The sequence below is a fragment of the Pseudanabaena minima str. Chao 2107 genome (assembly GCF_051131155.1).
Taxonomy (GTDB): domain Bacteria; phylum Cyanobacteriota; class Cyanobacteriia; order Pseudanabaenales; family Pseudanabaenaceae; genus Pseudanabaena; species Pseudanabaena minima.
Genome location: NZ_CP159508.1, coordinates 4,978,408 through 4,997,720, shown reverse-complemented (window position 1 = coordinate 4,997,720; position 19,313 = coordinate 4,978,408). Strand labels below are relative to the sequence as shown.

The 19,313-nt window shown below is 42.1% G+C and carries 17 protein-coding genes; 8 read left to right on the top strand and 9 right to left on the bottom strand.

Annotated features, from left to right (window positions below; all coding sequences use genetic code 11):
• Positions 1 to 533: 533 nt before the first annotated feature.
• From ABM313_RS22585 to ABM313_RS22575, 3 genes are all read right to left on the bottom strand, one after another.
• Complete coding sequence (locus ABM313_RS22585) at positions 534 to 1,148, bottom strand: hypothetical protein (RefSeq protein WP_434685372.1); 615 nt, start codon at positions 1,146 to 1,148, stop codon at positions 534 to 536.
• Between the two features lie 191 nt (positions 1,149 to 1,339).
• Complete coding sequence (locus ABM313_RS22580) at positions 1,340 to 2,587, bottom strand: DUF58 domain-containing protein (RefSeq protein ID WP_434685371.1); 1,248 nt, start codon at positions 2,585 to 2,587, stop codon at positions 1,340 to 1,342.
• A gap of 141 nt (positions 2,588 to 2,728) precedes the next feature.
• Complete coding sequence (locus ABM313_RS22575; RefSeq protein WP_434685370.1) at positions 2,729 to 3,517, bottom strand: hypothetical protein; 789 nt, start codon at positions 3,515 to 3,517, stop codon at positions 2,729 to 2,731.
• A 576-nt stretch (positions 3,518 to 4,093) separates the two neighbouring features.
• On the opposite strand from ABM313_RS22575, the gene ABM313_RS22570 reads away from it, so the two are divergent.
• From ABM313_RS22570 to phnE, 3 genes are all read left to right on the top strand, one after another.
• Entirely contained in the window at positions 4,094 to 5,113 is a 1,020-nt protein-coding gene (locus ABM313_RS22570) for a PhnD/SsuA/transferrin family substrate-binding protein (RefSeq protein ID WP_434685369.1), read from the top strand.
• A gap of 69 nt (positions 5,114 to 5,182) precedes the next feature.
• The gene (locus tag ABM313_RS22565; protein ID WP_434685368.1) at positions 5,183 to 5,962 is read left to right on the top strand and encodes a phosphonate ABC transporter ATP-binding protein; all 780 of its coding nucleotides are present in this window, start codon (positions 5,183 to 5,185) and stop codon (positions 5,960 to 5,962) included.
• On the top strand, positions 5,959 to 6,765 hold the full coding sequence (gene phnE, locus ABM313_RS22560; RefSeq protein ID WP_434688569.1) for a phosphonate ABC transporter, permease protein PhnE: 807 nt from the start codon (positions 5,959 to 5,961) through the stop codon (positions 6,763 to 6,765). The genes ABM313_RS22565 and phnE overlap by 4 nt, the downstream gene beginning before the upstream one ends.
• 287 nt (positions 6,766 to 7,052) lie before the next feature.
• Here the strand turns inward: phnE and ABM313_RS22555 are convergent, their stop codons facing one another.
• Positions 7,053 to 7,559 (bottom strand): 2'-5' RNA ligase family protein, encoded by a 507-nt coding sequence (locus tag ABM313_RS22555; protein ID WP_434685366.1) that lies wholly within the window; start codon positions 7,557 to 7,559, stop codon positions 7,053 to 7,055.
• Positions 7,560 to 7,839: 280 nt separating this feature from the next.
• Here ABM313_RS22555 and ABM313_RS22550 point away from each other — a divergent pair, with 280 nt between their 5' ends.
• Positions 7,840 to 8,280: a cupin domain-containing protein gene (locus ABM313_RS22550; protein WP_434685365.1), complete on the top strand. Its 441-nt coding sequence runs from the start codon at positions 7,840 to 7,842 to the stop codon at positions 8,278 to 8,280.
• Positions 8,281 to 8,308: 28 nt separating this feature from the next.
• Here ABM313_RS22550 and ABM313_RS22545 read toward each other — a convergent pair whose 3' ends face one another.
• The 3 genes from ABM313_RS22545 to ABM313_RS22535 all read right to left on the bottom strand — a co-directional run bounded on the left by ABM313_RS22545 (position 8,309) and on the right by ABM313_RS22535 (position 13,161).
• Positions 8,309 to 10,012: a tetratricopeptide repeat protein gene (locus ABM313_RS22545; RefSeq protein ID WP_434685364.1), complete on the bottom strand. Its 1,704-nt coding sequence runs from the start codon at positions 10,010 to 10,012 to the stop codon at positions 8,309 to 8,311.
• 11 nt (positions 10,013 to 10,023) lie between these two features.
• Positions 10,024 to 11,424 (bottom strand): ATP-binding protein, encoded by a 1,401-nt coding sequence (locus ABM313_RS22540; protein WP_434685362.1) that lies wholly within the window; start codon positions 11,422 to 11,424, stop codon positions 10,024 to 10,026.
• Between the two features lie 72 nt (positions 11,425 to 11,496).
• Positions 11,497 to 13,161 carry an NB-ARC domain-containing protein gene (locus ABM313_RS22535; protein WP_434685360.1) on the bottom strand — a complete coding sequence of 555 codons (1,665 nt, stop codon included), beginning with the start codon at positions 13,159 to 13,161 and terminating at the stop codon, positions 11,497 to 11,499.
• 321 nt (positions 13,162 to 13,482) lie between these two features.
• On the opposite strand from ABM313_RS22535, the gene ABM313_RS22530 reads away from it, so the two are divergent.
• On the top strand, positions 13,483 to 13,965 hold the full coding sequence (locus tag ABM313_RS22530) for a phycobilisome protein (RefSeq protein ID WP_434685358.1): 483 nt from the start codon (positions 13,483 to 13,485) through the stop codon (positions 13,963 to 13,965).
• A 127-nt stretch (positions 13,966 to 14,092) separates the two neighbouring features.
• Positions 14,093 to 15,385, top strand: coding sequence for a glycoside hydrolase family 10 protein (locus tag ABM313_RS22525; protein ID WP_434685357.1), 1,293 nt, complete (start codon positions 14,093 to 14,095; stop codon positions 15,383 to 15,385).
• Between the two features lie 293 nt (positions 15,386 to 15,678).
• On the opposite strand, the gene menH is transcribed toward ABM313_RS22525, so the two are convergent.
• Positions 15,679 to 16,512, bottom strand: a complete 834-nt coding sequence (gene menH / locus ABM313_RS22520; RefSeq protein WP_434685356.1) for a 2-succinyl-6-hydroxy-2,4-cyclohexadiene-1-carboxylate synthase — start codon at positions 16,510 to 16,512, stop codon at positions 15,679 to 15,681.
• Positions 16,513 to 16,535: 23 nt separating this feature from the next.
• On the opposite strand from menH, the gene ABM313_RS22515 reads away from it, so the two are divergent.
• Positions 16,536 to 17,288, top strand: coding sequence for a leucine-rich repeat domain-containing protein (locus ABM313_RS22515; protein ID WP_434685355.1), 753 nt, complete (start codon positions 16,536 to 16,538; stop codon positions 17,286 to 17,288).
• A gap of 551 nt (positions 17,289 to 17,839) precedes the next feature.
• On the opposite strand, the gene ABM313_RS22510 is transcribed toward ABM313_RS22515, so the two are convergent.
• Positions 17,840 to 18,040 (bottom strand): hypothetical protein, encoded by a 201-nt coding sequence (locus ABM313_RS22510; RefSeq protein ID WP_094534956.1) that lies wholly within the window; start codon positions 18,038 to 18,040, stop codon positions 17,840 to 17,842.
• A gap of 210 nt (positions 18,041 to 18,250) precedes the next feature.
• Here ABM313_RS22510 and queA point away from each other — a divergent pair, with 210 nt between their 5' ends.
• Positions 18,251 to 19,309 carry a tRNA preQ1(34) S-adenosylmethionine ribosyltransferase-isomerase QueA gene (queA, locus tag ABM313_RS22505; RefSeq protein WP_434685354.1) on the top strand — a complete coding sequence of 353 codons (1,059 nt, stop codon included), beginning with the start codon at positions 18,251 to 18,253 and terminating at the stop codon, positions 19,307 to 19,309.
• Positions 19,310 to 19,313: the final 4 nt, after the last annotated feature.

Sequence of the window (19,313 nt, the reverse complement as noted above, 5' to 3'; positions counted from 1 at the left end):
TGCAATATACTACCCAAGGAAGAAACAAAAATAACGACAAAACTGCTTTTTTACCAAAAAAGTAATGAAGCAAACGCACCAAGAACAAAAGTTCTTCGCTAAAAGCTTAAGTCCACTGAAGTACAATTAAGGACATTTTCAAGTAATGCATTGAAACGGTTTTGAGCTTTCATAGCAATCCTAAATGGTTTGTGGAAAGACACCCCTTCGGGGTGTCTTTCCACAAACCAAAAAAATCCACAAATGATATAGGACTGCTATAGCAATGAAAGATATATCTAGGACACATCAAACCCATAAAAAATAGAGGCGGCGCTTCGCGCCGCCTCTATAACAATTTTGCGGATCAAAAACTAAGCCCAGTAAGGTTTTTAAACATATAGCAGCCACCTGTATCAAGACAAATCAAAACACAAATAGTGTGAGGCGGCGCTTCGCGCTGCCTTACACTATTTGTGTTAAAAAATAGCGACAGGTATACAAAGTGACATAGTCGCTTTGCGTTTTGACATTATTAAGTAAGTATTAAGCTACTAGTACAAGGGCGTTTCTTTAACCATCGCATACAAAATTAATCTCACCACAAAGCCGATCGCTAAGCTACTAAATGTCACTGAGCCAAATATGATCCAGATCGTTTTTTGCGGAAAATCAGTGTAGCTAAGTTGCTTACCGATCAAGGTAATTGCACCTGCGAGCGCACCAATAGCAGCACTCGTCACCCAACTGATCGCATTCAGTAAAACCAGTAGTGAAGTCTGCACCATAAAACCAATGGTGATCAACGTTGCGATAACTTCAAGGATAGACAGCTTTTTTTCTGGTGCAGCGTCATAGCGGACATCCTGAAAACCGATCAGATACATGGCTAGGCAGACACATGCAGTAATCAGACTATAGGTAATATCAGAAGATTGCCAATAGATTGTGATCACCGCAGCGATCGCTGCCAACAGACCACCCAAGCTTTGAGGTATGGCAAATATGGCAACAACGCTCAATACAAACAATAGGCCTACGACTAGATAATCACCAACACGCAGTAAAGTGCATAACTGAGTACCGATCCAGCCATAGGCGATCGCGATCACGGTTAGGGAAATTAGCAAGCGATACCCAATCTCAAGTTTGCCGATTTTGAGCGCCATGACATACCACCAGTTTTTAGTCGATGCGAACGTGAAATCGCGATATTTCAGCAATTGGCTATTTAGGAACCCAGTTATAGATTTTGTAAAAGTGTTACAAAAGAGTATTTTGACACAATCTATTCTGGGTCTTATTTAGACGCAAAGCTCTGTAACGCGATATCAAAAAAGTATAGCAATCGTCAGTTCCCTTAAAGCGTTAGATAACCTTGAAGTTGCGATCGCAAAGATTTGTAACTTGTATCTTCAGCATCTAGCATTGTTTCAATCGTTAAACCAAGCGATCGCTGATTGGGAACTGATACTTGAGATGATTGTCCTGACACTTGCCATAGTAACCAACGACTACCAAGGGGCAAATAGCCTATGCTATCACTACGATGGGATATCCATACCACAGGCAAGTCGGGCAAATCCTTGAGTAGATCTGCGGAACTCGTTGCCATATCTACTGCTGCTAAGGTTTCTAATACAGCGCGATCGCTCTGAACGATACCTGTATCATTTGTCCAAAGGCTAACACTTAGTTTCGATTTTTGAGCATAGAAATAGAGCGAAGCTGCTGCTACTACGGCTTCTTCAAAGGCTTGAGGTTCCCATCCTACGGAATTATCAAGGGCAATCGCGACTTCTTGTCCACCAATCGTGACTTCCAATTCTCGCACTCGCAATTCACCAAACTTAGCACTAGTGCGCCAATGGATTAATCTAGTTGGATCACCCCAGCGATAGGGACGTAAAGTCTTCGTCAAACCTTCGGTAGCATTGCTGTAATTATGGTCATCGCTATATTGGCGCGGATTCGTATCACTTCCCAATTGATCAACTAAGGGGCAGCGATCGAGAGGTAGCACCGTTGGATAAACGATCGCTTTCTGTCCTGATGGACAAGCGCGACGACTACGGAATAATCCTAGTGGGCTGGAGGTAGCAATTTCTGTAGAGCGAAACAAAAATACGCCGCGCTTAGTAGTTTTTGCCTCATAGTTCCAGTGATATTCCTGAAGCGGTGCAATCAACTCAATTACTACTTCTTGTTGCAAAATATTTGAGAGATTTTCTGGCAAAATATCCCGCACTTCCAGCAATCTCTTTTCAGTTCGTCCTGTATTTTGAATCGTCAAATCTATCCACAGATCATCCCCTACACTGACTGGATCAATTGGCGATCGCACCATCGCTATTTCTGCTAGTAAGCGCTTAGGCATGACTGCCCCTACAATTAGTAGGGCAAAACTTACGCCACTAATTACATAGAGCCAACCCGCAAGGGTATTGGTCGCCGCCATAAAGAAGAACAATGTTAAAGCAGTAAACATTCCCCCAATAAACTCTGGTGTCGCCAATCGCCATTCTAACCATTTAAAAAAGCGTTTAATCTTAGATATTTTTTTTGGTTTAGAACTACGCTGTTGGCGATCGCTTTGGCTGTTTGACATATGTTTTTTGTTGTATTCTAGCGCAGGAGCAGCATGATCAAAATCGATTAATACCAATATTAATTACAAACCCAAACCCAAAAAGTTACGCCCCTGCGGGTGCAACTTTTTGGGTTTAGGAAATTTATTTTGCACCAGTACTTAATAAATTGATTCCTTCGGTTTCACCAAATTAATCGCTCTCAATCCCGAAATTACCCCCGTACCAATCACTGCACCAGATAAACCACGCATAGCATTTTCGACGGGAATAATTGGGATTAACATCTTCCAAATTGGTTCTGGCCAGTTAAATAGATAGTAAGTAAATGGAACTTGACTTAGATGTGCTAGTCCACACACAGTCCAAGTACCACCAAAAATACCGATCGCTACTTTCACAAAATTGCTACTACTAATTAGTTTTGTGAATAATATTCGAGTTGGCAACAAAAACAGCAATACTGCCGACCAGTCGATAAATGCGCCTGCAATAAAGGTATCTACAGGAATGCCATTACGGGCGATCGCTAAATAAGCATAAACGGCAAGTTCGCTCACAAACAAAACCGTTAAACCCAAATACCAATATCTACGCTTTTGTCCAATCACCATTGCTCCTGCCGCAAAGCTAGCAATCACGGCTCCCCAAATGGCGATCGCAGGAACTCCTGCTGTATAGGGAGCGAGAAACACCCCGATTAATGTACCAATGCCACTGGCTAAGGCTCCTGCTAGGGGCCCAAGCAACCAACCGAGCAGAGGATAAATGCTCTGACTGAGGGGAATACCTTTGCCTGAGCCAAGTACGATCGAAAAAGGAATAAATGCTAAGACAGTGACCACCGCCGCGAGGACAATAATATAGGCGATCGGAGCGCCATCAATAGCTGCCCCACCCATCGTTGTTACTTTGCGTTCTACGCCTTCAGGGATTTGATTTTCGGTCATGGCGATTTAGACGAGCCTATATTAGCGAGCTTTTTAGCATTTAGTTTTTATAGTTGTCGCTAGTCTTGTTAGGACACAAACCCAGAAGACAAGTTGCGGCGCGAAGTGCCGCAACTTGTCTTCTGGGTTTTGATTTGCCATAGTACAGATGGCGACAGCTATATTTTATCGCAATTAGAGAATGGGGTTGAGGCTGAGTCGCATTTGTAGGTCATTTTTTGAAATTGGCGACTAAGGATTGGAAATTTCACAAAATAATCATTTGCTGCATGGGCATTTTTTACTAACAACCCTGTGCCGCATAGTCAAATCATCCACTAAACCCGCTCTATATAACCCCAAATACATGAAGGCGGCGCTTTGCGCTGCCTTCATGTATTTGGGGTTTGATTTGTCCTAGCGACCTCTTTCATAGCTGAATGTTATTTAATTTGCGCTCCTAGGCGATCGGCAAAATAACAAAGCCTAGAAATTACCTGTAAGTTATTGACTTTAATTCTCAAATAGGTTTAAGCTACTTTTATTAGTTATTGCAAGTAATTCTTCTTAGTGTATTGACCGCTTTTCAAAAAATCAATGAAAAAAATTTCGTGTTTACCAGTTAATTTTGCGGTAGTCGCAGGGTTAATATCTTTAATCGGCTTAACTGCTTGTACAGGGAATAGCCCCACGCCTCCATCTCAGCCTAATGCGGCTCAGACACCTGCCCCAACTACAGAAGCAGCCAAAGAAACTAAACCTACTCCCACTGAAGCTGCAAAGGCTCCGCTTAAGGAAATAACGATCGCCTTTGCAACTCGTCGTGACACTACAGATTTACAGACCAAAGTTGATAAGGTTTCGGCAATTTTAACCAAAGAGATGGGTATCCCAGTAAAGGGGATCATCGCTGACGAGACTGCCTCCATAGAAGCGCTCAAGGCTGATCGAGCCAATGTTGCCTTTGTCAGTGGTCGTGCCGCTCTCAAAGCAGAACTCCTATCAGGCGCAAAAATGTACCTAGCCGAGGTGCGTCCTGACTATTCGGGTGGTAAGACCTATAACTCGATCTTTGTCGTGCCAGTAGATAGTCCATTAAAAACCTTGGCAGATCCTACGCAAACTCTTGAGCAGTTGCGCGGTAAACGCATGGCATTTACATCGCGTTCTTCTGGTTCTGGATTTATCTTCCCTGTCAGCGAATTGGTGGGGCTGAAGTTTGTGGATGGTCCCGATCGCTTAGACCAGTTTTTTGGCAAAGTGACCTATGGTGACGGCTATAGCAGTGCCTTACAAGCAGTTTTGCGTGAACAGGCTGATGTGGCTGTAGTTTCTGAATATGCTTTACTACCACCTTGGATCACCGAGGAAGAGGGCAAAAAATTGCGGGTACTGCACCCAGTTCCTAATGTGCCAGCCCACGGTATTTCCATTGATGATAGTGTGCCTGCGGATCAACGCGAAAAGTTGATTAATGCTTTTTTGAAACTGAATGAACCAGAGAATAAAGATTTATTTCGTAGTCTCTACAACTCAACCGAATTAGTCAAAGTTGATCACGAGCAACATTTGTCAACTATGCGTACAGCAATTGCAAGAGCTGGACTCAAACCATAACCTATTGGTTGCCTAGCAAAGCTAGGCAACCAATAGCTATTTGACTTCAATAATTAGAATTTTAAAATTATGGAACCTGTATCAGAAAACAATTCACCTGCAATTTCTTGTCATAATGTCCGCACCGCTTATCAATCCACTTTAAAGCGTCCCATCTTGAATGGAATTGACTTAGAAATCAATCACGGCGAATTTGTGGCTCTCCTCGGACTAAATGGCGCTGGGAAATCAACACTTTTGCGATCGCTAGTGGGATTAGTTCCTGTCAGTCAAGGCAAAATTCAGATCTGTGGCACAACCGTTCAGCCCCAACTAGTTGATGAAGTTCGGAAGAATGTGGGTTTTCTCGTGCAAGGCGGCGGATTAGTCGATCAACTTTCTTGCTTAGATAATGTCCTATGTGGATGTCTAGGAGAACTGAATACATGGCAAAGTTTATGGGGATTTCCTAAACGCGATCGCCGTGTAGCGATGCAGTTACTCCAAAAAATGGGTCTGCAAGAACAGATTTATCAAAAGGCAAGACAACTCAGTGGTGGTCAACGTCAACGGGTAGCGATCGCCCGTACTTTGATTCAGTCACCTCATATTTTGTTAGCTGATGAACCTACTACAGGGTTAGATGTGTCAGGCATTAATCAAGTGATGAGTAGCTTACAGGAAATGAATCGCAAAGGGTTAACAGTTGTGGTCGTACTGCATGATCTCGCCCTTGCCGCTCAGTACGCAAAGCGAGCGATCGTTCTGCAAGAAGGGCAGGTCTGGTATGATGGGGACTGTCAAAATATGGACAGACAATTTGCCAAGTTGCAAAATCTCTCCCTAGTTCAGTCCGTTAACGCCGCATAATGAAACTTCTTGATCGAATTCGTCCCTATACCTCTAACCGCTACAATGTCTGGGCATTCAGAGTTTTAGTTATTATCGGTCTAGGTTGGGCGTATATTTGGTCATTACAAGGCTTAAAAATTGATCCCAAGTTAATCCAAACCAGTCTGCCTTATATGACAGATTTTCTGTCGCGACTTTGGCCGCCTGATTTGAGCATTTTAGATGTGGCGATCAAAGCTTTGGTTGAGACTGTGCAGATGTCCCTTTGGGGAACGACGATTGGGGCGATCCTCTCAATTCCACTTGCCCTATTGTCAGCACAAACTCTTTCGCCATTGTGGTTACGCTGGATCGCGAATCTCCTCCAAAATACTGTACGTTCCGTTCCATCGATTATCTTAGGTTTGTTTTTTGTAGCGGCGACGGGTTTAGGTGCGCCTGCGGGAACTTTGGCTTTAGGAATTTATACGATTGGTTATTTAGCTAAGTTCTATCAAGAAGCGATCGAGGCTGTAGATAAGCGATCGCTAGAGTCTTTGCAAGTGGGTCGCGCCTCTTGGTGGCAGATTGCTCAGTATGGGATTATGCCGCAGGTCTTGCCACTATGTCTCGGCTATACACTCTATATGTTTGAATACAATATTCGTGCTGCCTCGGTTTTAGGAGTGGTCGGTGCGGGGGGAATTGGTTTCGAGTTAGTGAGTTACATTCGTGGGTTTGAATACAACAAAGCTATGACCATGATGTTGGTGCTGCTAGTAGTTGTGACGAGTATCGATGCCATCAGCAGTCAACTAAGAAATAAGTTCAAATCCGATTAAAACTTAATCGAGATCGCTCTTCCTTCTCAAATACTAATTGTTCCTAGTTGGGCAAATGCTTTACAACTTAGTCTCAGTGATCTTTTTGATTGCTTAAAGGTCAATTAGGACTTGCCAAGCAATGGCGTAAGTCTAGGGCTGGCACGGGGGCACAGCCCCTACAAGATCTAAAATTTACAGGTAGGGGCAATCCCCCCGTGGTTGCCCTGTTATGCTAGCGGCAAGAGGTTCATTTTCTGAATTCCACGTAACATCAGATCCTAGGCAAAACTTGTTTGGCTATATTTTTAAATTGATGATTGCCAAGGAAAAGTAGAGAGAACGTTCCATTTTTGGGCTTCATGTTTCAACAGAGTCAGATTAATTGATTCAAACTCAAAACTAATTTGGCGATCGCTAAATTCTGCCCAAGCTAGTTCAAAGTTTTCAGGAGTTAAATCTCGAAAAGCGACGGTCATATGTGGCACAAAGGGTCTAAAAGTATAGGGATCGTGAATATCGAGATTATTTGCAAGGGTAGCTGCAATATCTACATAGAGATTTGGCAAGATTGGATTGGATAAGACATTGAGATAAATAACGCGAGGTGGAAAAGCGGCAAATCCTGATAGGTTGATCGTAAAAGGCGATCGCGTTTTAGCGAATTTCTCTAGTTCTATTTGTAATGGTTCTAAGCGATCACTTGATATTTCAAATGGAGGGATTAGGGTGATGTGAGGCGGAGATTTGAGAGTGGCTTGGGTACTGTAGCGATCGCGGAAATCATATTGAATTTGCCTAACTTCATCTTGCATAGAATCAGGGGGCAACAACGCGATAAAAAATCTTTGGTTCATTACATGACGTGTAACTTTTGATGGGATATTCTATCACTTTACATAAAGTATCGCTAAAGCCACTTGATTAGAATGGAGTGGCGGTGCTTCGCACCGCCACTCCATTCTTCAGTTTTATGTTCTAGTACAGTGATAGCTATTCCCATATGCATAAAAAATCTTATTCGTTTTATTTGTAACAAAAATTAAAAAACTAACGATTAAGCTGAGTGTGTAGGGATATATTGCGGAGATTTCAATGGCTGCTAACAAAAAAGTCGATATTCGCTATCTCACCTCGATCAAAAATGGGATGGCTGAGTTTTATACACCACAGGCAAGCGATGAAACTATGCTTGTACAGGTAGCAGCAGGGGCGATCGATGATTTGTTTGTGCATCATTTCCAGACCGATCAGCTTTTAGTAGTACGCGGTAGCTTTGTGTTGGTGGTGCTATGCGATCGCCAATATCAATACATTCCCTTGAGTGAGTATCGCCCTGCGGTGGTGACGATTCCGCCCAATGTGCCACATGCGGCGATTAATCTCAGTGATCAACCTTGTTTGATGGTGAATGCTGTCTTGCGTCACGGTGCGCCCTATGCGAAGGATTACCAACCCCGTCGGCTTCCTTTTCCCTATGATTTGGAAGTCGCTCGTAAGGCGATCGCAAATTTAGAACTTCCACTCACTGCTTAAATCTACTGTCCCCAATATCTCAGAGTCGCTAATTTCGTCGCCATAGTTTTGACCAGATGCGTCTCAACCAAATAAAAATAATCTGAAAGAGATTTTTGCGACGCTTGCGTTTGAGTGGTTCTGGCAATTCAAATCGCTTGGGTTCTTTGGCGACAGTTTCTAGCGGCGCAAAGGATTTACTTGAATTCTTAATCTTATGATAAAGCCCCAATTCTTCATATATTTTTCTTGAATCATTGAGAGCCTCTATGGATTCACCTCTGCGACCTAATGCTTTGAGGGCAAGTCCCAAGTTTTTTAGAGAAGTTGCTTCACCATGTTGATCGCCAATTTCTTTTCTGATTTCCAAAGACTGTTTCTGAAACTGAATCGCCTGCTGGTACTGTTCTAGTGAATAGTAAATAACGCCTAGATTTCCAAGAGAATTTGCTTCACCATTGCGATCACCAATTTCTCTTTTGATTTCCAGAGACTGCTGAAAAAAGTGAATCGCTTGCTGATACTGCCCTAGATTACGATAAGATTCACCTAAGTTATTAAGAACATTTGCTTCACTATTTCGATCCCCGATTTCTCTAGCAATTTCTAGAGACTGCTGAAAGAAATGAATTGCTTGTTGGTAATGCCCTAGAGAACTGTATGCAATACCTAAATTACCAAGAGAAGCTGCTTCGCCATTGCGATCCCCGATTTCTCTTTTAATCTCCAGAGACTGCTGATAAGACTGAATCGCTTGGTGATAATGCCCTAGAAAAATGTATGCAGAGCTTAGATTATTGAGGGAATTTGCTTCGCCATTGCGATCCCCGATTTCTCTAGCAATTTCTAGAGACTGCTGAAAGAACTGAATCGCTTGCTGGTAATGTCCTAGAGAAATATATGCAGCACCTAAACCATTGAGAGCAGATGCTTCAAAATTCATATTGCCTATCTTTTGTGATAATTCTAATGCTTGCTGATCAAATTCAATAGAATGATTGAAATCACTTAGACTTCGGTAAGCAATTCCTAATTCATTTAAGATATTTATTTGACTAGAAGTATTGGAATTAAATTCTGGGTTAGAGCCAGACGGATTTGACTCCATTAAGAGGCGGTGTAACAAATCGATACGCTCTTGCTTTTCAGGCTTGAGGTAATTGCCAAGAATTCGATCTGAGCCTATTGTTTTTGATTCAGCAAAATCCCTAGTTTCCTTTGAGGTCTTAAACTTAAACACCCCAGATTTCCATGCCCAAAAGTCAGGAGCAAATTTTGCTAAACGTGTCAGCGAATAGTCGGGCAACACAAACAACACAGGATGAGGAACCACCCGCGCATAGGCATCACGCACAAAATTCAAATCTACTAAAAATGGTGGATAGTCTCCCACCACACCGATCGCATTTTCTAAACCACGCAACACCAGCACCAACTTTTTGTCATATTGTCGCGGTAGATCTGCTAAGCGCTTTTCCAACTCTTGCAACAAATGTAACTCAGGCTCATTAAACTCCCATACCTCAAGCTGCATCGGCTCCAGTTCAGGATCAGTCGCCAAAATATCCGCAATTGCCGTGATTAAAATCTCACCATCTTGCCAAAAATTACATTCTGCAAAGGCGATTGTAAACCCCGATGCCAAATCCAGAAATGCCGTTATGCTTTGTAACACATCATGATTGAGCGCCACAAACTCACTCGTATCTAGAGAATCATCTGGACTGGGACTTTGACAATCAATCGGATTCATAGACACTCAATTTAGACAATTAGAGATTTTTGTTGGCGATAATCTTCAAGCGCTCTTTGGAAAATATGACTTCTAATCACCACAGGATTAGGATAATTCCAGCGACTAGAACCGTTATACTCCAATACCGAAATATTGCTCAGCATCAATTGCCCAGACTCATTCTTAGGTGCATTCTTATTTAAATACACCTCTACCAAGGTTGGATAATGCTCCGACGGAATAATCCGCTCAAAATTGAACTGCTCCTGATTAATCGCATAAATCACATCTTCCGTCGTTACATTCATCCTACGAACAGCTCGCGCATTTTCGATCGCCTTTCGCACCATTTGCATCATCTGACGCACATGACCACCACTCGCCTTCGCTAACTCGATCAAGCCGTCACGCGACTCAAATACTGCATTCACATCAACCCTTTTTTCTACTAAACTCGCGATCGCATCCAACCCTTTATCATCATAATCAGGCTCCTTACCACTGCGATCCCTCACATCATACCGATAGATATTAATCATTGGAATAATATGATAGTTCTCAAACGTATTATTCACATTTTGAGGAGAATAGACCACCGAAATAGGCACTGTGTAAATAATTGGGCAATGTAGCTCCTTTAGCTGTGAAGCATAGTCAAAGAACAAATGATTGGCAACATCCACAGGGCTGCGGTCTAAATTATCAAAAACGAACAAAAAACCTTTACATTCTGGAAACTTCTTTTTCCATTTGCTAAAAGCATCAGCCAACAATAAATTTACATCCGACTGCAATCTCGAAATGTCTTTGGATAAGGTTTGCCGAATCGTTTTCTTTTCCTTTGCCGAGCCTCTGATTTGAGCAAGTAGTTTAACAACCAATTTTGCTAAAAATGTTGGTAAGAGTGGTAGTCCTTTGTCAGAGACTTCTGCATTGAGTGTTATCTCTCCTTGCAAAGAAACTGACTGCTCCACCGACTCTTCCGTTTCATTGGTCACTTCCTTAAACCAATCCTCCACATTCTTTAACAACCCTGCATCAAACTGTAATCTCTCCTGTCGCAATACATAGCCCACCCACTTAAGTACAATTAAATAAATATCCGTATATGCAGCATCATTGACATCAGTATCAAGGGTTGAGTCAATATAAACTACTTTATATTCCTTTTCCCACTGTCTTTGGATTTGCACCAATTCCGTACTCTTGCCACATCCCCGATGCCCCGTAAATAAAATAGTGCAATGGTCACCCGATTCAAGATCTTCCAAAATCAAGCTAATACTGCTAATTGCATTAGTTTTCCGCGATTCTGACAAATCCACATAGTATTGCCGTAATTCCTCACTCTGCATCACCGATGGTGCAATATTACACACACGATAGGCATCTTTGAGGTTTGTCGCCAATGGGTTAGATGGTGTTGTCATAGGTTTAGCAGTCAGAATTTTAGGCTCAAGATTAGCAGCAATTCGCAACACTAATCATAACATTGCGATAAACTACCACCATAAGCCAATCAGGGCGAGATTAGCCTCGATGTAACTTGTGCCTTCAGTTGTTTGTACTTGGTGCTGACTCGCGAGACGTTCTCTTAGAGAATCCAATTCGATATTGTTTTGGGCGATCGCCTTCGTTAACTTGTCCTTAACTGGCTTGAGAACTAGCCGAATCTGCATCGCTCGAATCGAGTCAGGAGCACGATCTTCGACAAGGACATGACTTTGTAATAGATTAATTGATTTGAGATTTTGTTGAGAAGCGATCGCTATAATTTCCTTACTCACTTCATCAACAAATTGACGATTTACATATTTCATGACTACAGGCTCCAACAAGAACATCACCTCATCCTGTTCAGAGACTTTTTCGATCAGCGATCGCCACCGCAACGACTCTAGAGCATTAATTAATTCTGAGCCAGAGGTTTGCAAATTCATCTCTGATCGCAAAGTTGAGAGGGATACAGGACGATGTTTAATTGCAAGCCAATACAGCACATCTTTTTCTAGTTTGGAGAGGCGTTCAAACTGTTGATAGAGAAGCGTGCGTAACACATCGCCTAGAGCAAGGGCTGTCTGTTTGAGAAATTCCGAAACATTGCCGTTAAATAATTCCTGAATTGTCCCCGCCACAATTCTCAAAGCTGAGGGATTACCCCGATATTGCTGCACTAGAGCTTCTAATCCATTTTCGGAACCTGTAAAACCTCTTGCTCTCAGTAATTCAAAGGCTCCCTGTCGTTGTAATCCATTTACTTTGTAATAGCGAATCGGTTGATCTTCCCCCTGATGCATGGAGATTTCTTTGGGTTGTTCGCGCCCAATTAGGATTAAAGAACTTTGATGCCGCTCAGAACCAACACGTTGTAATAATTCTGCATGGGCTTCGCAACCTTGGCGATAGACTCCCACCAATTCCCCATCTTGCAGCGTCGCTTCAAAGTCATCTAGTACAATCAAACAACGCTTTTGGCGCAAAACTTCCAATAAATCAGAAATGCCGCAACCATTTTGCTGTGAACTGTTGAGAAATTGCAACAGATCAGCAATTAACTGTGCAGTCGGCTGTGCGCCCCGCAGCGATCGCCAAATAAAGCAATCAAACTGCGATTGCATATTTTCGACTAGTTTTACGGCAAGAGCCGTCTTGCCAATGCCACCCATTCCACAAATTGCCAAGAGATGACAGCGATCGCGCACGATCCATTGCTCTAGCTTGGCTAGTTCTTCGGTACGTCCATAAAAAGTTTGAATATTCGGAGCCTCGCCCCAATCGGCAAAATTTGTCCCTGAATTAGCCTGAGAGTCGGCGGCTAGATTATGTGGATTATGCAGATTTTGGCGTTGAGTTTTATACCCCTTAGCCTCTAGCCATTCAGGTACTTTTTCCCACCGTAAAGTGTTAAGCGGCTGATCAGCGATCGCCTCAAGCGATCGATACAAGCCCTTATTTAACTCCACCCGCAGCGCCCCCGAAGTCCAAGCTAGCTTAAAGGCAAGTTGCCCTGGACGATAACGACATAGCAACCCACGCAAACAAGCCTTTTCAAAGGGCTTGATTTCCTTGCCACTAACAACTTGTAAATCAGCGTAAAGCCGATTTAAGTCCCAATTTTGAGCAGCTTCAGGGAACAGCCCTTCAATGTGGTCATTGTCAGATAACATGACAGGATATAGCGGCGAGCGATCGCATAGATGTGTGTCGTGAACATCGATAAATCAATCAATATATTTATCGATTTATCTGGATCGTAACAAAAAAAGGGCGATCGCTAGAGATAATGCTTAAAGTGGCGGATAGTTTCAGGCTCAGACCCGTATAAAATCATCTTATAGAGTTATCACGAAAACCGTGGCTAATCTATAAATAATTAAATAAAGAACCATATTTTTGATGGCGCGGCGGAGCCACAGCATCAAAAGTCAATTGTTTATTTTACGGCGAAGCCCTTAAATGATTAATACTAAACTGAGTGCCGTTTAACTATGTTAAGTAAGCTGCAACAACTAGGAACAGATGCAGATGGTCGCTATGCTAGCGATGAAGAACTGCAATTTATGGATACGTATATCTCCTCTTTTGACTCACGAGTTGAAGCTTATCGACACATTAAAGCTGTCGAGAAAGAAATTGTCGATACTGTTTTGATCAAACTAAAAACATCTTATCCCAACTTGCTTTTTCCAAAGGGGGAAGACATGCAAGGCAAGTGGAAACAAGACACCTTAAGAGTTTTGCGTCATTCTGCTATGACTGTTTTATTAGATGACCCAGAACTTTTGCGGCAACAGTTTTTGTATTGGTTCCAGACAATCATGCAAGCCTTTGGCGCACAGGAGTCTTGCAACATCACCTATCTGGTGATGCAAGATGTTGTCAAAGATCTTCTACCCAAAAACATTGCCGATTTGTTATGCCCCATTTTAGAGATAAATCGTAATTTACTGGGATCTCAGCCAAAAAGCTGACATAAAAGGGAGGGATAATAAGTATCTTTTCCCTTTTGTGGTTTTTTACATTGTTATACAATAAATTTACAAAAAATTTACAGCCTAAGTGTGAGGAGTTAGAGCTTACCCTAGCTCGTTAGTAATTATGGGGAAAATTAATTCTGTATCTTGGAAAGCACGGCTTCGTTTCCTAGTTTTAACATTTCTAGGATTTGCGATCGCAATGATGATCAATTTTCCTTTTTGGGCGGTAGCTCAGACTCCTAACAGTAATACTAGTGATAGTAATGCTAGTAATACTGCTAGCAACACGATTGATCAATCTCCTCCACCGACTCAACCGCAGATCAGACCCTCTAATGGCAATGAATTACGCGGTATTTGGCTGACTAATGTCGATAGTGATGTTCTATTTTCGACTCAGAGCCTTGAAAGAGCCATCAAAAGATTAAAGCGGTTAAACTTTAATACCTTATATCCAACAGTTTGGAATCGTGGCTATACACTCTACCCTAGTCAAGTTGCTAAAGATAAGTTTGGCGTGGATGTCTATCCTATAGCAGGTTTGCAAGAGCGAGATATGCTTGCGGAAACGATCAAGTTTGGACATGAGCAGGATTTTGCAGTAATTCCTTGGTTTGAATATGGCTTAATGACCGAGGAAGGCTCGGAACTAATGAGCCAACATCCTGACTGGATCACCCAACGTAAAGACGGATCCCATCTTTTCTTGCATGGTGAAAATAATCAACATCGTCTTGCTTGGCTCAACCCTGCACGCCCTGAAGTCCAAAAATTTCTCACAGATTTAATTGTAGAAGTCGTCACCAAATATGATGTTGATGGCATTCAGCTTGACGATCATTTTGGGATGCCAGTAGAACTTGGCTACGACGATTACACGATCGCTTTGTATAAGAAAGAGCACTTCGGACGGCTACCACCTGAAGATTTTAATGATCCCTCATGGATGAGATGGCGTGCTAAATACGTCACAAATTTGATGGGTAAAATCTCTAGGGCAGTTAAGGCGATCAAACCTAACTGCTTAGTTTCTTTATCTCCTAATCCAAAGGAATTTTCCTATAAAAAATACTTGCAAGATTGGTATAGCTGGGTTTATCTCAACTATATTGATGAATTAATTGTGCAGGTATATCGAGATGACATTGGCAACTTTACAACTGAGTTGTCGCGTCCAGAATTACAAGAGATCCGCCAAAAAATTCCCGTAGCCGTGGGAATTTTGACAGGCTTAAGAGTTCAAAATGTCGATATGCGCCAAATTAAAGGTCAAGTCAGAATTGCGCGTGAGCTTACCCTTGATGGCTTCTCATTTTTCTTTTATGAGACCATAGGTAACCGAGATGCTTCCTTTGAGACGCTATTCTTTACACCCGCAACCCGTCCAGATTTAAGAAATATTGCTTCTAGTTAAACAAAAAAGCGGCGCTTTGCGCCGCTTTTTTGTTTAATTACTGATGTTACGTGGAAGGAATTCTTGCGATGGCGAAAGTCTAGGGCTGGCACGGGGGCACAGCCCCTACAAGATCTGAAATTTATAGGTAGGGGCAATCCCCCCGTGGTTGCCCCGCTATGCTGGCAGCCAGAGGTTCATTATCTGAGTTCCACGTAACATCAGTAATTAGCTTTCGCCATTTGTAAAGCCCAAGAAGCGAGTGGCGGCGCAAAGCGCCGCCACTCGCTTCTTGGGTTTGTATCCTAACAAGACTAGCGACAGCTATAGCTACAAAATGCTTTGATCTTCTCAACAAATAGATCAGAATTCTCCAAGTGAATATTGTGACCACAACTAGGGATAATCTCTAGTTGTGAATACTTGCATAGCTGTTGCATCTGGCTATTTATTTGCACAAACTTGGGATCTAACTCACCAGCAAGTAACAACAACGGAATCTTATTTGCTGGTAGCTTCTCCCATAATGATGGTTGCATTCCTGTACTGAGATTGCGTAAAGATTTGGCTAGCAAAGTAGGCGAATTATTTAACCGTTGCTCTAGGATCTGGGCAAAATTTGGATGCGATCGCAAGGTGGCAAAAATAGGTTGTTGATACCAATTTTCGAGAAATAATCGCAAATCACCAGCTTCTAGCTTGGCGGCGAGTAATTGATCCTTAGCGAGGCGATCGCTTCTTTCTTGAGCTGTTTGTAAACCTGCGGACGCTGATTCGAGAATTGTCCTACAAAAATATTGTGGAAAGTGGATTGTTAAATATAAAGCCAACCTTCCACCCATAGAGTATCCCACTAAAAAACAGCGATTCACACGAAGTAAATCCAAAAATTTGATGACAAAGTTGGCGGTGGACTGTATTGTGTAGTAGTCATCTTGATCAGTTTTGGGATCTATGACCCTAGTTTGACCATGCCCTAACAGATCGATCACAACACAGTAAAATTGTTTAGACAAAATTGCGATCACCTCCTTAAACTCTGAGAGATCACCCATAAATCCATGCAAAAACAAAATTGTGGGATCGCTGGAATTGCCCTCTGAGAGGTAGCTTAAACAATAATTATCAATTTGCAACTTGAGTACCATAATCAAACAATGCAAGCGAGACTATGAACGAACAGGAAATTCTGAAAGAAATAGAGACTGCCAGAGATTTAGAAGCAACATCTCTTTATCTTAGTGAACTACAAATGCGGGCAGTTCCTGAAGAGATTGGCAAATTAACGGATTTAGTTTGGCTATACCTCAGTGAAAACAACTTGACTTCTCTGCCAGAAGCGATCGCAAATTTACAAAAACTAACTTGGCTCCACCTAGAAGCCAATCAACTGCCCCACATTCCCCAAGCAGTGATGCAGTTAAAAAGTCTTACGGTTCTAAATTTAGCTGAAAATCAGATTACCACTTTGCCTTCAGCTATTGGGAAATTATCCAATCTAGCCAGATTGGATATTAATGCTAATTTTTTAACAAGTGTTCCCTCGGAAATTGGATTGCTGAAGTTTTTAACATGGCTTGATTTAAGCGAAAACCAACTCGAAAGATTACCTCTAGAAATCGGTCACCTCACTAATTTAACTGAGTTAGATTTGCGAAAAAATAATCTCTCAACTTTGCCCGAAGAAATTGGTGAGCTTACAGGATTAACCGAGCTATATCTTGGCAATAATCAACTGAGTGATCTGCCACCTGAGATTGGTAATCTCATGGATATTACAGAATTAGATTTGTCTTACAACCAATTAACTAATCTTCCTGCGACCATCTCTAATCTCAAAAATCTTGTACGTTTAGATCTAAGAGGTAACCCCATCGAAGCATCCTCTTTAAATAATTTAAAACATGGCATGATTTTAATCTAAACATCAAAGATGAAAAGCAGCGCAATGCGCTGCTTTTCATCTTTGATGTTTAGACGCGATGCACAAAGCGTAATTTTTTAACCCTTAAGTAGTTAGGCATAATTAATTACAAAGCAAAGCCCGTAAAGTTGCGCCCCTGCGGGGCGCAACTTTACGGGCTTTGCTTTGTAATTCACAAAACTGTGCCGAAAAGAATGGCGGCGCTAAGCGCCGCCATTCTTTTCTTGGGTTTTCGGCACAATCGACGGCAGTTATAAAACTATCACAATAAAAAGCAGCACCAAGCGCTGCTTTTTATTGTGTATTGATGATGGCGACATCTGAAGAGAACAAAGAAATACTCAGTTATATCAATGTATTGTCAATAGCTTCGATGATTCTCTCAGAGTTCTTTTGATAATTCCTTAGACTTATTTCTTACTTTCAATGTTTTGAAATAGTACTTTTAGCTAATACTTTTAGCTAGTGTGAGCAATGTAAATAGACTATCAATCGAAAAATTACCAGACAATAACCTAATAAGCCAATTAACTTGCTTATTAATTAGTAAGTTAATGAGCATTCACAGCTTCGCGAACAGGAATAACCGTCACGGACTTGACATCCTTACTCTTGTCACGAGTATCGTTAATACTAACAACAGTATAAGTCTTAGTATTATCTGCGCGAAATACATCACCCACCGAAAGGGGCTTGTTATAGTGCAATGCACCAATAAAGCGTTGGTGAAGATCGGTCATTAAGTACTGCATAAACTCCTCGTTCAATTTCTAAAGTCTAAAAATGCGATCGCCGCATATGTTCGATACATATGTTGCTGCTGCCATCTGTATACCACTGTTTCCGCAATTGGTATATAAAATTTCTTATATTTTTTTGTAACTTAGTCACTTTTTGGCAAACACTTACATAAGTACTGCAAATTGTTAGGTAGTACCAATGTCCCAAAATGTAACCTTTCTATGACTTCACAGCCTGCGCCTGAACTTGAGCCTGATTATGCGTTAAGCGCCTATGACTATGAATTGCCAAGTGATCGCATTGCTCAAGATCCAGTCACACCAAGGGATTCATCGAGGCTATTGGTGATTGACAGCGATCGCAATTTGCAGCACCAGCACTTTTACGATTTGCCCAATTTTTTACGTGCAGGAGATTTGCTCGTTTTTAATAACACCAAAGTCATTCCTGCAAGAATGTATGGTCAGAAGCTTTCGGGGGTTCCTGTTGAGATTTTATTAATGGAGCCGATTGGGCTTAATCGCTGGTTAGCTTTGGTTAAGCCTGGAAAGCGCTTGCCGATTGGTAGCACAATCGTATTTGCAGAAAATGTCAAAGCGACGGTGGAGGGGATTGACACAACTACCAGAGCGCGAGAGTTGCAGTTTCATATTCCTGCTGAGGCTGACCTTGACAAAATTATTCAACAGTTAGGCAAGCTACCATTACCGCCCTATGTGACGGATTCACACACAGATCCTGAGCGATATCAAACCATCTATGCAGAGATATCTGGGGCGATCGCTGCTCCAACGGCGGGTTTACATTTTACAGAACCGCTATTTCAAAAACTAGAGGATCGGGGCATTGATAAAGCCTTTGTAACTTTACATGTGGGCATCGGCACATTTCGACCTGTAGAGACCGAAGACATCACGCAGCATGTGATGCATAACGAGTGGTGTGAGGTGTCTGAGGAGACGGTCGCGAAAATTAAGGAAACCAAAGCAAGGGGTGGACGGGTGATTGGTGTGGGTAGTACGGTGGCGAGATCGCTAGAGAACTCAAATTTTCAAGCTTTTAAGGGCAAAACGAATTTGATGATTTATCCAGGCTACGAATGGCGGGTTTTAGATGGGATGGTGACTAATTTTCATTTGCCGAAGTCAACTTTGTTAATGATGATGTCATCGTTTTTGGGTGAGGGTGGACGCGAGTTTTTAATGTCGGTATATCAAGAAGCGATCGCCAAGGAATATCGTTTTTATTCCTTTGGCGATGCCATGTTAATGCTGCGATAAACGC